This is a genomic window from Paenibacillus periandrae, from assembly GCF_022458865.1.
Classification (GTDB): domain Bacteria; phylum Bacillota; class Bacilli; order Paenibacillales; family NBRC-103111; genus Paenibacillus_S; species Paenibacillus_S periandrae.
Genome location: NZ_JAJNMU010000024.1, coordinates 139512 through 153322, shown reverse-complemented (window position 1 = coordinate 153322; position 13811 = coordinate 139512). Strand labels below are relative to the sequence as shown.

The 13811-nt window shown below is 46.2% G+C and carries 12 protein-coding genes, 1 pseudogene and 1 other annotated feature; of the genes and pseudogenes, 11 read left to right on the top strand and 2 right to left on the bottom strand.

What is annotated here, in order from left to right:
* Positions 1-19 precede the first annotated feature (19 nt).
* From LRL21_RS33925 to LRL21_RS33915, 3 genes are all read left to right on the top strand, one after another.
* The gene (locus LRL21_RS33925; protein WP_240420228.1) at positions 20-946 is read left to right on the top strand and encodes an ABC transporter ATP-binding protein; all 927 of its coding nucleotides are present in this window, start codon (positions 20-22) and stop codon (positions 944-946) included.
* A complete protein-coding gene (locus LRL21_RS33920) occupies positions 936-1547 on the top strand; it encodes an ABC transporter ATP-binding protein (RefSeq protein ID WP_240420226.1) in 612 nt (203 codons plus the stop codon). Before LRL21_RS33925 ends, LRL21_RS33920 begins: the two co-directional genes overlap by 11 nt.
* A 147-nt stretch (positions 1548-1694) precedes the next feature.
* Entirely contained in the window at positions 1695-1943 is a 249-nt protein-coding gene (locus LRL21_RS33915) for a YolD-like family protein (protein ID WP_076232981.1), read from the top strand.
* A gap of 87 nt (positions 1944-2030) precedes the next feature.
* On the opposite strand, the gene LRL21_RS33910 is transcribed toward LRL21_RS33915, so the two are convergent.
* Positions 2031-2813 carry an SDR family NAD(P)-dependent oxidoreductase gene (locus LRL21_RS33910; RefSeq protein WP_240420224.1) on the bottom strand — a complete coding sequence of 261 codons (783 nt, stop codon included), beginning with the start codon at positions 2811-2813 and terminating at the stop codon, positions 2031-2033.
* A 239-nt stretch (positions 2814-3052) separates the two neighbouring features.
* On the opposite strand from LRL21_RS33910, the gene LRL21_RS33905 reads away from it, so the two are divergent.
* Positions 3053-3229 carry a hypothetical protein gene (locus LRL21_RS33905; protein ID WP_240420223.1) on the top strand — a complete coding sequence of 59 codons (177 nt, stop codon included), beginning with the start codon at positions 3053-3055 and terminating at the stop codon, positions 3227-3229.
* A 142-nt stretch (positions 3230-3371) separates the two neighbouring features.
* On the top strand, positions 3372-4061 hold the full coding sequence (locus LRL21_RS33900) for a cupin domain-containing protein (RefSeq protein WP_240420222.1): 690 nt from the start codon (positions 3372-3374) through the stop codon (positions 4059-4061).
* Positions 4062-4224: 163 nt separating this feature from the next.
* On the opposite strand, the pseudogene LRL21_RS33895 reads toward LRL21_RS33900, so the two are convergent.
* Positions 4225-5461, bottom strand: a pseudogene (locus LRL21_RS33895) (ISL3 family transposase).
* Positions 5462-5628: 167 nt separating this feature from the next.
* Between LRL21_RS33895 and LRL21_RS33890 the strand changes: the two are divergent.
* From LRL21_RS33890 to gucD, 6 genes are all read left to right on the top strand, one after another.
* Positions 5629-5871 carry an S-layer homology domain-containing protein gene (locus tag LRL21_RS33890; protein WP_240420221.1) on the top strand — a complete coding sequence of 81 codons (243 nt, stop codon included), beginning with the start codon at positions 5629-5631 and terminating at the stop codon, positions 5869-5871.
* Complete coding sequence (locus LRL21_RS33885; RefSeq protein WP_338044716.1) at positions 5850-8060, top strand: S9 family peptidase; 2211 nt, start codon at positions 5850-5852, stop codon at positions 8058-8060. Before LRL21_RS33890 ends, LRL21_RS33885 begins: the two co-directional genes overlap by 22 nt.
* 144 nt (positions 8061-8204) lie before the next feature.
* Positions 8205-8432, top strand: a binding site (T-box leader).
* 52 nt (positions 8433-8484) lie between these two features.
* On the top strand, positions 8485-10365 hold the full coding sequence (locus LRL21_RS33880) for an arginine--tRNA ligase (RefSeq protein WP_240420219.1): 1881 nt from the start codon (positions 8485-8487) through the stop codon (positions 10363-10365).
* Between the two features lie 117 nt (positions 10366-10482).
* The gene (locus tag LRL21_RS33875) at positions 10483-11241 is read left to right on the top strand and encodes an IclR family transcriptional regulator (RefSeq protein WP_240420218.1); all 759 of its coding nucleotides are present in this window, start codon (positions 10483-10485) and stop codon (positions 11239-11241) included.
* Between the two features lie 126 nt (positions 11242-11367).
* A complete protein-coding gene (locus tag LRL21_RS33870; protein WP_240420217.1) occupies positions 11368-12249 on the top strand; it encodes a fumarylacetoacetate hydrolase family protein in 882 nt (293 codons plus the stop codon).
* Between the two features lie 81 nt (positions 12250-12330).
* Positions 12331-13797 (top strand): alpha-ketoglutaric semialdehyde dehydrogenase GucD, encoded by a 1467-nt coding sequence (gene gucD / locus LRL21_RS33865; RefSeq protein ID WP_240420216.1) that lies wholly within the window; start codon positions 12331-12333, stop codon positions 13795-13797.
* Positions 13798-13811 lie beyond the last annotated feature (14 nt).

Sequence of the window (13811 nt, the reverse complement as noted above, 5' to 3'; positions counted from 1 at the left end):
CTTTTAGGAGGTGTCACGTTTGGCACTGCTTGAAATTGACCAATTAAGTATTGCTTTTACCCGTTATACAAGCATTTTGCGTCAACGTACAACTGAGGTTATTCATGAATTGCAGCTTTCGATTGGAGAAGGGGAAATCGTAGCGGTTGTCGGTTCCAGTGGTTCTGGCAAAAGCTTGCTCGCTCATGCGATCATGGGTATTCTTCCTGGAAATGCGAGTGTGACAGGTACCCTTCGCTATAAGGGAGAGCCATTGGACACTGCGAGGCAGATGGCTCTACGGGGAAAGGAAATCGCTTTGGTCCCTCAGTCTGTCAATTATCTCGATCCTCTTATGCGGGTGGGAGAGCAGGTGCGTTCATCGGTGGATCAGCAGTCGTTGTCGTTGGATGCACAAAGAAAAGTGTTCGCACGTTATCAATTAGCGGACGATGTGGAACGGATGTACCCGTTCCAAATCTCAGGCGGCATGGCGCGACGGGTACTGCTATCCACAGCTGTGATTAGCGGTGCCCGATTGATCATAGCAGACGAGCCGACACCGGGGCTTCATCAGGATGTTGCCCAAGAAACCCTACATCAGTTTAGAGAGCTTGCCGGCGAAGGCTGCGGTATTCTGTTCATTACGCATGATATCGAATCGGCTTTGCAGGTAGCGGATAAAGTGGCAGTATTGTACGCAGGGACGATCATGGAGGTGGCTCTTGCAGCAGATTTTAGCGGGAGTGGCGAGCAGCTTAGACATCCTTACACACAGGCGTTATGGAATTCACTTCCACAAAATGAATTTAAACCGATTCCCGGTTCACAGCCGCTTGCGGGGGCATTGCCGGATGGATGTCTATTTGCTCCACGATGTGAGCATGCATCTGATGAGTGCAGTCGTCTGCGACCGGAGACACGTCATATTCGCGGTGGTTCAGTGAGGTGCATTCATGCTTCTTGAGGGGAAAAATCTTGGATTTCGCTATGGGCGGGGAGATTGGATAGTCAAAGATGCTGACATCAGCATCAAGCAGGGCGAAGTGGTCGGTCTTGTCGGGAAGAGCGGCAGCGGTAAAACGACGCTTGCCCGTCTGCTTGCCGGCTATGATAAACCGCAGACCGGAAGTGTCACCTGTGATGGAGCAACGCTTACAGCAAGCGGTGTTCAACCGGTACAGCTGGTATTCCAGCATCCGGAGAAGGCTGTTAATCCGCGTTGGCGCATGCGTCAGACGATTCGGGAGGGCTGGCTGCCAGACCCTGCATTTTTGCACATGCTCGGCATTGAGGAGGAGTGGCTGGATCGTTGGCCTAATGAGCTGTCCGGTGGCGAGCTGCAGCGATTTTGTGTGGCGAGAGCCTTGGGGCCGCAGACGCGGTTTTTGATCGCAGATGAGATGACTACAATGCTCGACGCCATCACGCAGGCGCAAATCTGGCATACTGTGATGGACATTGCCGAGCGTCGCAACCTAGGTATCCTGATGATCAGTCATGAGCCCAGTCTGATTCAAAGGCTGTGTACGCGCGTCATTCATTGGCAAGGAAAATCTGGTCAATAACTTTTTGGATTACTACATATAAAGTGCGGATAATGATGATGAGCGGTTGCGACCTGAACCGACCACAAAAAATTAACATTGATAACATAGTTCGTGTTCTGTAATATAGAGTGATTAGGGCTGCAGGGCTATGAGGAGATGTGAGTGGTGGCAAAAGCGAAGCAAAAAAGACCGACACGCGATGAGTTCGAGCTTGAGGACCTGGGAAACCAGATTGTAGAGGCCAAGGATAATAAGGAACAGGTCATGCTGACCGTCTGGGGCGTGGAAGAGCCTGTTGTAGGAATTATTGTGGAGTTGGACCCCAGAAAGCGTCAAATACGAGTCAATCTGGAGGATGGCTTTAAATGGATTCCTTTTCTGGATGTTATGAGGTTGGATTATCCCCGCTATTGAATCGTAAACTGAATCGTGAACCAAGCTGAAAAAACCTTCCTTCCGTTATGTACGGTCATGGAAGGTTTTTGCTATGTACGCTAGAGCTTAAAGCGCAGCGCCTTTGCCACCATCCACATTAACCGAGGTTCCCGTTACATAGGAAGCCGCATCTGAAACCAGGAATGTGATAACTTTTGCCGCTTCTTCCGTTTCGCCGATGCGACCCATCGGAATTTGATGATTCGGATGCAGTGAAAATTGCTCCCAAGTCAGCTCAGGGTGCTGCTTTTTCCAGCCCTTTTCGATTTGATCACTCCGAATCATCCCGATGCAGACGGCATTCACCCGAATATTGGCAGCGGCCAGATCCTTACTCATTGCTTTGGTTAGAGCCATTCCGGCAGCACGACTGACTGTAGTCGGTAAAGACGAAGCGGAAGGGGTCTTGGCAGATGAGGTGGAGATGTTAATTATCGCGCCTTTTCCCGCTTTTCGCATATGGGGAATGGCTGCTTTGGAGCAATGAATTGCACCGAATAGCTTTAAATCCAAATCATAAGCCCAACCCTCAGAATCGACTTCTTCGAAAGGACGAGCTGCTGACGTTCCTGCGTTATTCACCAGAATATCCAAACTGCCAAAGCGATCCACAGTTTCTAGTACAGCTTTTTTGCAATCCTCTTCAGAAGTAATATCCGTTTGAATATAGAGCACCTCTGCACCGGTTCTTTCCACAATTTGTTGCGCTGCTGTACGCAGATCATCCTCATTGCGCGCACATATGGCTACACGTGCTCCTTCAGCAGCCAGAGCTAAGGCTGTCCCAAGTCCAATCCCCTTACTGCCTCCTGTAATGAGTGCTACTTTTCCAGTTAAACCCAAATCCATGGTCGTACCTCCAGTCTCTATGTATTTGAGCAACAATAATCTCTCATAAAAAGTAGCACGCGAGCCAAATGATTGTCAATATTGGTGAATTCCTCAAGGCTTACAGAACCGTGGATAAGCTGGAGGACACCTTTTTGAGGACGGTAGTTATTGATTAAATGAGAGTTTATGTGTATAATTAAAAAAGGGAACACATGTTCCCTTTTTTAGAAGAACCAGTACAACAGGAGGGAACCGCAATGAGACCTACTTTTTTTGAAGAGCTTAAAGGTATGAAGCGGAACAATGAATTCAGGGAAGTCATTCTGATGCAAGCTGCCAAAAAAATGTTGGCGGATAAGAAGAAAAAAAGTCGACTGCAGCGTCTACTACAAAGAACGAATAAGGTGAAAACAATTCCTAAATGCTGGGATTAAACTGAACCTGACTTATATATAGAAACGGACGAGCCTTCATCTGATCACATGCGGTTTAATCCGCACCTACCTATAAGCATCTGCATACCTTATCCTCATAAGTAAGTCAACTTTACTTAATAAGAGAAGGGCAGGACCTTGAATGACTTTATATATGGATTACAAGTCCCCATCGGTTCAGTTCAGCTTTGACGTAAATACTAGCACGCTTTTTAAAAAGGATGCACGTAATTACATCAATGTACTGTCCAACAAGCAGCTGAATACATTGGAGAATTCATCACTGCTTGATATTTTTCTCAGTGCTGGTAATGTAGTTGAGCCTCACTATCATCAAAATGCGGCAGAGCTTGTTTATTGCATCTCGGGTGCAGCAATTGTCTCAATAATCAATCCGTTCACCAATGAACTGCTCCATTTTCCGATATCACCAGGTCAAGTGGCGAATGTCCCTCAAGGCTGGTGGCATTACGAAATTGCCTCGGTTGATAACACTCATTTGTTGGCGATCTTTGATGCACCGGTTCCTGAAGTGATACTGGGATCTGACATTCTGAGATTAACGCCTGCCAATGTACTGGCACATACCTACTGCCTGAATGAAGCTGCAGTTAAACAAACGCTTGCCCCCATCAATGACTCTGTCTTTATTGGTCCACCAAGAGACTGCAATCCTTCTCAGGTTCATGGGAGCATGGCTGGCAAACCGCAGCCTTATCCAGCTTATACCCAGCAGCAGCAACCCAACCATGGGCATCATAACCCGATCGGGTATCAACTTCCCGCTCAACGGTATTATTACACACAGCCCTATCCAAGCCAAACATATTGAGATACTGAAGCTGTAGCTATAGATAAGGGGAATGATAATCCCTTAACAACTTTGATGGAGATGTTAAGGGTATTTATTTATTTGAACGATTACCAGATAATAAAATAATCTATCAAAATTGTGTAAATTTTATGGCTCAATCTCAAAATCAGTGCTTGATCATTTAACTTGAAAGGCGATGACGATTACATTCAACTAAAATCCCCGATTTGTATCGATCGGGGTTACAAATAAAATAATGACGGCGTTGAAAGGCTTTAATACGATTATGACGACCTTCAACGGTAGCATTTGTCCAACGGCAACGATGGTAATTGATGATTTCCTCTTGCCAATTACGCATCGTTTTTAGCGCGCTTTTGACGGCTTCGTGGTCGATGGTGTCACCCTTTTCACACCAACGGCCGAAGCCCTGTATGGCAACTTCGACATTCGGTGAATGGTCATACCACACGGTAAAAGCTTCTTTCCATTCCCAACTACTCCGCAGCTGAGTAGCCCAGTAATTCATCAAGTTTCTGCTTACTTTCGGCAGATAGAGTTTCTGACGGAGGATTGAGTAAGCGGTGATGTGCTTTAAGCAGAGCTCTAGCTCGTGGAGAAAGCGTGTTTTGTACCGATTTACGAACCTCTTGCACGGCCTCTATGACATAACCATGCACATGAAATCGATCTGCGATTCGGATCGCTGTTGGAAAACATTCATGGATCCACTTGTGATAGGCTTGGGCTAAATCCATCACCACCGCCTTGGGAGCAAGCAGCAGGAAGTCAGGATGCTGCTGGGCATAGGCCCGCAAATCTTCCAGTTTTCGTCCAGGAAAAAGATCGAGCATCGTCTCTCCTTTCAGATCATGAATGCCTGTATTGTAGGTATGGCCTTTCTTTATGGCGAAGTCATCGACACCCAGGACAAGGCCGTTGTTCGTCTTCGCTTGTGTCCAAGCTTGTTCAGAAAGCCGTTCACTCTCGAACGGAATCGCTTCGTTATGCATCTGCTGAATCGTGCTGACAGGCGCTTGTTGCATCCGGGCACTATGAGCTGCTGTGGAGCCAAATGCTTGCTGGACAGCTCGTTCACGAAAGAGGTGGCTGTACCGTCTTTTAGGACCAACAAATTCATACATCCAAACAAAACCAACCTCGCATTGCGAGCAATGCATCCGGGTACTCGGAACCAGAAGAACCACTTTTTTCTCGAATGCAGGGAGATGCCGGACGGTACGTAGTCCATTACTTCCTTTAAGCGATACCGTTTCATCGGATCGACAAATCGGACAACCTTGCTTTGAGGCCACTGGTACTGCTTCTATCTGTATTTCGTCTGCACTTATCGACAGAATCTGGTTAATTTGTAGCTCTGGTATATTGAGCATTTCATTGATATACTGGATTTGCATCTGTCTAATTCCTTTTGTTGTTTGGTAGGACTTACAACATTACAGGTTTAGCAGATGTTTTTCCATTTTCAAAAGTAGTTTATATCGTCAAGCACTGATTTCTGTTTAGAGCCAATTTTATTATAATGTACATGCTTTCAAATATGTTTTTGCAAAAGGGGTATCGTATGATCCGTTCATTGGCAGCATGTTTAGCTATGGGTCTGATTACAGTCTTTCTATCGACCCTTGCGGGACCATTAAGTGGTCAAGCTTATGCAGCACCGACCATTTACAAGGATGTTCCCGCCGAGTACTACGCAAGTAAAGAAATTGCCAAGCTCACAGAGAGCGGAATCATCGAAGGGAATGAGCAGGGCTTTTTTCAACCGGACGCGGTGTCACCGCCGTGTGGCTCAGTAAAGCCTTAAAGCTTAGACAGCCTAACAGCTTGAACGGATTCACTGATGTCCCAGCCTCAAGTCCCTACGCTATGGCAGTGAATGCTTTAAAGGAAAAAGACATCGTACAAGGCGATCAAGGTCGATTTAGTCCGGACGAGCCTTTAACCCGCGAGCAAATGGCAAGCTTGCTGGCTCGAGCTTTTCAGCTTAAGGATAACCATATGAATATATGGTTTAAGGATGAAAAATCCATAGGCGATAGTCACTTTATTGATGTTGCCAGACTCAAACAACACTTTATCACCGAGCAGCTTGAGTTTATGCCGAAGAACAAGGTAACCAGAGCACAGCTTGTCCTGTTTCTCAGCAGAGCGATTTCAACGGTCACGCTGAAGGATAATGAATTGCCACTAGATGATTTTCTGAGGGGATCTGCACAGTCCAGCTTCAAGTCGTCACCTGATGGCAAGAAGATGGCCTACCTCAAGACAGCCAACAACCAGACACACATCTTTTTGAAAAAAACTGGGGAAGAAGCCTCGGAAACACGTATCACCAGCTTGACAAACCGAGATATCATCGGATTTTTGTGGTTTAGCAATGATAAAATTTTATACATAACCGATATGTACGGAACGGAAGATCATCATATTCATGTAGTAAATGCGGATGGAACAGATGAAAAGGACTTGACCCCTTTTGATCAGGTAAGAGCCCAATATATGGAGTCATTATCTTACATGAGGGGCCATGAATTTGATATCCTAATCAGCATGAATGAAAGGTCTTCACAGCGCTTTGATGTGTATCGATTGAATGTCAAAACAGGTGCAATGGAAATTGTCGCTGAAAATCCTGGCAATGTGACCAGTTGGCTTACAGACCTGTATGGAGAAGTCAGGGTGGCCATGGCTACAGATGGTGTTAATACGACTATGCTGTACAGAGAGACACCAGCTCAGCCATTTAAACCCATTTTGAAGCTAGATTATGGAGATTCCTTCATTCCCATTATGTTTTCGTTTGATAACAGCCAGCTGTTTGCTCTGTCTAATATTGGCAGGGACAAGCTGGCCTTGGTCAAGTACAACATGAATACCAAAGAAATGGGCGATACCGTTTATGAAAATCCGAAGGCCGATGTGACCAATATTATCATTTCCTACCAGAAGGAAGCGATATTGGCTGTTGAATATGAGACGGACAAAGTCCACTATGAGTATCTGGACAAGGAATACGAGCGGTTAAATGTAATGATTGCAAATAAGCTTCCGAATCAATCGTACCAGATTTTGGGTAATCCGCTGCCAGATACGAAGGTGCTGCTGAGAACCTACAGCGACAAATCGCCGGGAGCCTATTACTACTATGACCGCAAGAAAGACACACTGGATAAAATTGCAGATAGCAAGCCGTGGATCAAAGAAGAGCAGATGGCTGAAATGAAGCCGATTTCCTACAGATCGCGTGATGGGTATACAATCAATGGCTATTTGACTTTGCCCAAAACCGGTAGTACCAATTTGCCCTTTGTTATCCTTCCACATGGTGGGCCTTGGGCACGTGATTCTTGGGGATACGATAGTGAGGTGCAGCTGTTAGCTAATCGCGGCTACGGCGTCCTGCAGATGAATTATCGCGGCTCTACAGGCTACGGTAAGGAATTCAAGTTGGCTGGGGACAAGCAATGGGGCAAGTCGATGCAGGATGATATTACCGATGGCGTGAGCTGGTTGACACAGCAAGGGTACGCGGATCCGAAGCGAATCGCTATTTATGGTGCGTCATACGGAGGTTACGCAGCATTGGCGGGAGTAACGTTTACCCCTGATTTGTATGCCGCCGGAATTGATTATATGGGGCCTTCCAGCCTGTTCACCTTCCTGAATACGATGCCGTCTTACTGGGAGCCTGATCGCCAAAAATTGTACAAGCAGGTTGGTGATCCTGAGAAGGATAAGAAGCAGATGGAGGACAGATCGCCTTTGCTGCATGCCGACCAAATTAAAACACCGATCATGTTCGCTCAAGGCGTCAACGATCCACGGGTAAAGAAGAGCGAGTCGGATCAGATAGTATTAGCGCTACGTCAGCGTGGTATTGACGCTCCTTATATGATTAAAAATGATGAAGGTCATGGCTTCCAGACCTATGCCAATCGAGTTGACTTCTATCAGGCGATGTTAAAATTCCTTGATAATCACTTAAGTAAGTAGAATGCTGAATAGTGGCTTGACATACAGTTATACTTCATGTATAAATATGTATAATTCAAATTTAAGATTATCTAACAAATTAAAGGAATAATCAGATATGACAGTTTGACGTTATTGCCACAATGTAGGCTTTTTACGATATCCCCAATATTAATGAACGAGACAGTAATTCCAGACAAAGAGTCACAGTGAGCCGGAATAGGTGAGATCCGGTACGGATGATTGGAATGAAGCGGACTCGGGAAATGGTCCTCCGAACACAACCAAGTAGGAGGATCCGGTAACTGCCGTTATCAGCAGAGTGATTGGCCTTGTAACAGAGGACCAGTACTTAGAGTGGTACCACGGGAAGCGCGAGCTCTCGTCTCTTATTTAGAGACGGGGGCTTTTTTGTGATTTAGCCATGAATGAGGAGGAATAAGATATGTTAAACACGGTATTGAGCTCAGAAATTGAACTGCACGTGAGTGAAATGCTGGTTGCACAGGGAATTCAACCTGAACCTAAGCTGAATATCCAAATTGAGCATCCGATGTATCCTGAGCATGGCGAATACAGCACCAACATTGCCATGAAGCTGGCTAAAGCATTACGCAAATCCCCTCTGCACATTGCTGAGGAGCTTCAGCAAAGGCTGGAGCAGCAAGGGAATATAGGGGGAATGATTGCACGGATTCAAGTAGCAGCACCCGGCTTTTTAAATTTTCATCTGAATTGGGCCGTTTGGGCAGCCCGTCAAATCGAAGCACCGAATGGCTCACGATCCAAGGTACTCATCGAACACACGTCGATCAACCCTAACAAATCAGCTCATATCGGCCACTTAAGAAACTCCTGTATCGGGGATGCACTGGCTCGCATGCTGAGATACGCAGGACATGAGGTTGAGGTTCATAATTATATTGATGATCTGGGTAATCAATTAGCAGATACGGTGGTCGGGATTCTGAATACGTCTGCGGAGCAAGCTCATGCGCGTTTTGGGGATTATTGTTGGGATACGTACGCAAAGGTTAATCAAGCCTATAAGGTCAACCCGTTGCTGCAGGAAGCACGCGTTCAGGTGCTGCAGCAATTGGAAGAGGGGCATTCCAATATGGCATGGATCGGTTCTTTGGTTGCCGAACGTATTGTTCGCGAACAGCTGGATGAAATGAAGCAGTTTGGTATTGGATATGACGTGCTGGTTTGGGAAAGCAATATTGTGAGAGAAGGCTTCTGGGCATCAACGTTTGATTTGCTGCAGCAGACGGCTGTATTTCGTCAAGTCACGGAGGGGAAGCTGAGCGGCTGTTGGGTGCTTAAGCAGTCCGAGGAGCTGCCGGGGGCGGGTGGAGATATGGATTATCAGGCAGATAAAGTATTGGTTAGATCGAACGGGATTTTAACGTATACAGCCAAGGATATTGCTTACCATATGTGGAAATTCGGTATTCTTGAAAAGGATTTTGCCTATACCAAATTCGCCGAGCGTGTGTGGACAACACATCCAAAGGGTATCAGGAAAACATTTGGTCGAGCGGATACCGTGATCAATGTCATTGATCAGCGACAGCAATATCCGCAAGCCATGGTGAAGCTGGCTCTTGAAGTACTCGGTTATCCGAAGCAAGCCGAGCAATTAAAGCATGTAAGCTATGGAGTCGTATCGCTAAGCCCGGAAACAGCTGCAAGCTTGGGTGTAGATATCTCGGATGGTAAAAGCTCATACGCGATGTCGGGTCGTCAAGGAATCGGAATTAAGGTATCCGACCTGCTGGATCAGATGGAGCACATTATTCATTCAAAGCGTAAAAGAAAACAAGGTTTGTCGAGCAGATCGATAGCAGCAGCGGCGATTCGGTACTATTTATTAAAATATCATCTGCAGACTGAAGTAGTCTTTGATCTGCAGCAGGCTACGGAGGTATCTGGCAACTCAGGCGTCTATCTGCTGTATTCGTATGCAAGAGCTAATAGCATTCTGGACAAGGCGGTTAAGGCTCAGCATCAATCTAACGAATTTCCGTTGCAACCAGACTCCAACGGCTTGTCAGAGCTGGCACCTCAGGAGCAGCTGTTGTTCAGACAGCTTGCATACTGGCCAGAAACTCTGCAATTATCGATCAATCAGCTTGCTCCTAACTTGATCTGCAGCTATGCTTTCGAGCTGGCTTCTACGTTTAACAACTTTTATAGCGTCTGCCCAATAATGAAAGCATCTGAGGAGCAGCGTGAGCTTCGACTGTGGCTTACCCAGCGATTTAAAGATACTTTGCATCAAGCCTTACAGGTGCTAGGTTTACCAACGCCCAAACGGATGTGAAATTGTCTTTTAAAAAAGCTTGAAAGAAAATAAAATATTGTTTATGATAAATATATTGCATAATATCAACCATCGTTCTACATTATAAAACACTTGGTTGAATCGTAAGGAGTAGCCATGCCAATCATTCAATCCCTGGACCGTGCTTTAAACATTCTCGATTTGTTCGATGAGTACACAACTGAGTTGAAGATCACCGAGATCAGTAACCGGATGGACCTTCACAAGAGTACGGTGCATTCGCTGCTGAAAACCTTACAGTTACACGGCTATATCGAACAGGATGAGGAAACAGGCAAATACCGGCTCGGTATGCGACTGTTGGAAAAGGGTCAGCTCCTGCTGCAGCGGCTTGATATTCGGTCGTTAGCACGCAAGCATCTTGCCGCTTTTACCGATCATACCGGACAAACCACGCATCTCGTTATTTTGGATGGCAAGGAAGGTGTCTATATTGATAAGGTTGAGGGTGAGAAGGCAGCGATCCGTTACTCACGAATAGGTCGTAGAGTGCCGCTTCACAGCAGTGCCGTTGGGAAGGCTTTAGTCGCTTTTCGTAAACAAGAAGAGATAGAGCTGTTGTTGAAGGATTACAGCTATGTCGTTCAAACTTCTTTAACGATCAGGGATAAGGAAACATTTCTCACTGAGCTATCCAGGATCCAAAGCCAGGGCTATGCGGTAGACGATCAGGAGAACGAGCCGGGCGTACGCTGCGCTGCTGCTCCAATCTATGATCATAATGGTCAAGTCGCAGCGGCTATGAGCGTATCCACATTATTATCTGCTGTAGACGACAGCCAGTTTCTACAATTGATTGAACTGCTCCTGCAAGAAACGAAGACGATTTCCAAGCTTATGGGGTATCGTCCTTAGGATTCGTGAATGCCTGAATAGGCATTTTATTTTAAGATGAATTGAAAACTGTGTTTTATAATGTCAAACAAAATCATATTTTAGCTTTAACCAAAAAACAATTTCCAATGGAAGAGGGAGTTATCGATGAGAATTATCCGATATACGAATGCACAATCCTTACCACAGCTCGCAGCTGTGAACGAACATGAAGCGGTGTATAATCTGGAGCAAGCTGATTTTATTTCATTAGTAAACGAAGCAAGGGATTCAGGAAAGTCAATTCTGGAGTTTGTGCAAGCGCTTGTTTCGGGTAAATCTCCTGTAACAGAGAGGCTTGATCAGCTTGAACTGCTCGTACCCATCGAAGCTCCCGAGGTATGGGCTGCTGGTGTTACTTATGAACGGAGCCGTGAGGCACGTAACTATGAAGCAACAGGTGGCAAAATGGACGCATCGACTTTCTATGACAAAGTGTATGATGCGGTACGTCCGGAAATTTTCTTCAAATCAACGGCTGCACGTACAGTCGGGCCTGGCGATTATGTCCAGCTCCGCAGTGATTCGGAGTGGCAGGTTCCAGAGCCGGAGCTTGGGCTCGTATTGGATAGCGTTGGCACGATATTGGGCTATACCATCGGTAATGACATGAGCTGCAGGGATATCGAGGGCGAGAATCCATTGTATTTACCTCAGGCCAAGATGTGGAAGCGTTCTTGCTCAATTGGGCCAGCTATACTGCTGAAGGAAGCGGTTGCTGATCCTTATCAACTCCAGATCACCAGTACCATTTACCGTAATGGGAAAAAGGTTGTAGAGGGTACAGCCAGTACAGGTCAGCTAAAAAGGAAGCTGGAGGAGCTGGTATCTTTTCTGGTGAGGGACAACGAGGTTTTTGCCGGAACCGTATTGCTGACCGGAACTTGCATTGTGCCTCCTAATGAATTTACACTTGCAAATGGGGACCGTATCGACATTGAAATTTCCGGTATCGGTACCTTGACCAATCCAGTAAAAAGCGCGGACTAATCCATAACAATTACACCGAATAAGTCATTTTAATCCAATTATATCCGTTCTAACCAATGACAATTCTAAGGAGGAATTACGATGGGAACATTTGCAGGCGAACAAACCTATTTGAATTATATCAATGGTGAATGGAAGGCAGCCTCTACAGGCAAAACCATTTCGAGTATCAACCCGGCGAGCCGCCATGAAGTGGTGGGTTATGTCCAATCCTCGTCCGCCGAGGATTTGAACGAAACCGTAGCTTCAGCGAAAGCCGCGGCCAAAGCATGGAGAAAGCTCTCCGGTGCAGCAAGAGGCGATTATTTATTCAAAGCGGCCAACGTACTCGAACGTCGCTTGGATGAGGTTGCTGAATCGATGACCAGAGAAATGGGCAAAACGCTGCCGGAAGCCAAAGGCGAAACCGCTCGTGGTGTAGCGATTCTACGATACTATGCCGGAGAAGGCATGCGTAAAATCGGCGATGTGATTCCTTCTACAGATAGCGAAGCACTCATGTTCACGACCCGCGTTCCTCTTGGTGTGGTTGGTGTCATTTCACCTTGGAATTTCCCGGTGGCGATTCCCATTTGGAAAATAGCACCTGCGTTGATCTACGGAAATACAGTTGTTCTCAAGCCCGCAACAGAAACAGCAGTTACTGCAGCCAAAATCATCGAATGCTTTGCTGAAGCGGGTCTTCCGGCAGGCGTTATCAATTTAATTACAGGCAGCGGCTCCATTATCGGTCAAGGTCTGGCCGAGCATAAAGATGTAAACGGCATTACCTTTACCGGCTCCAATCAGGTGGGCAAAAGCGTTGGTCAAGCAGCTTTGGCGAGAGGTGCCAAGTATCAGCTGGAAATGGGCGGGAAAAATCCGGTCATTATCGCGGACGATGCGAATCTGGATTTGGCGGTAGATGGTACGATCAGCGGCGGTATCAAATCAACTGGACAAAAATGTACAGCGACATCGCGGGTTATTGTGATGAGTGCTGTTTATGAAGCGTTCAAAGACAAGCTCGTTACCAAGGTTAGGGATTTGAAGGTAGGTCATGGTTTGGAGCAGGGAACCTGGTTAGGACCTTGTGCGAATGAAAATCAGCTAAATACCGTTGTTTCTTACATTGAAAAAGGGATTGCCGAAGGCGCAGAGCTGCTTGTTGGAGGCGCACGTCCTGATCAGGCGGATCTGGCCGATGGATTCTATATACAACCTACGGTATTCGATAAAGTAACACCCGATATGGCCATTGCCCGTGAGGAGGTTTTTGGACCTTTGCTCGCTTTAATCAAGGTCGACACGATGGAAGAGGCGATTGCACTGGCTAATGACTCCGATTATGGACTCAGCGCCTCGATTTACACACAAAACATTAGCAATATATTAGCCTTTATTCAGGATATGGATGCAGGTCTGGTAAGAATTAATGCGGAAACAGCTGGTGTTGAGCTGCAAGCTCCATTCGGTGGTATGAAACAATCAAGCTCACATTCACGTGAGCAGGGTCAAGCGGCTATTGAATTTTTCACTGCGATAAAAACCGTATTTTTAAAATCCTAGTCATCCTGCCCTAA

Coding starts and splice junctions, on each gene's coding strand:
- LRL21_RS33920 (WP_240420226.1), top strand. CDS start 936: ATGCTTCTTGAGGGGAAAAATCTTGGATTTCGCTATGGGCGGGGAGAT.
- LRL21_RS33910 (WP_240420224.1), bottom strand. CDS start 2,813: ATGGATTTGGGTTTAACTGGAAAAGTAGCACTCATTACAGGAGGCAGT.
- LRL21_RS33905 (WP_240420223.1), top strand. CDS start 3,053: ATGAGACCTACTTTTTTTGAAGAGCTTAAAGGTATGAAGCGGAACAAT.
- LRL21_RS33900 (WP_240420222.1), top strand. CDS start 3,372: ATGACTTTATATATGGATTACAAGTCCCCATCGGTTCAGTTCAGCTTT.
- LRL21_RS33890 (WP_240420221.1), top strand. CDS start 5,629: ATGATCCGTTCATTGGCAGCATGTTTAGCTATGGGTCTGATTACAGTC.
- LRL21_RS33880 (WP_240420219.1), top strand. CDS start 8,485: ATGTTAAACACGGTATTGAGCTCAGAAATTGAACTGCACGTGAGTGAA.
- LRL21_RS33875 (WP_240420218.1), top strand. CDS start 10,483: ATGCCAATCATTCAATCCCTGGACCGTGCTTTAAACATTCTCGATTTG.
- LRL21_RS33870 (WP_240420217.1), top strand. CDS start 11,368: ATGAGAATTATCCGATATACGAATGCACAATCCTTACCACAGCTCGCA.
- gucD (WP_240420216.1), top strand. CDS start 12,331: ATGGGAACATTTGCAGGCGAACAAACCTATTTGAATTATATCAATGGT.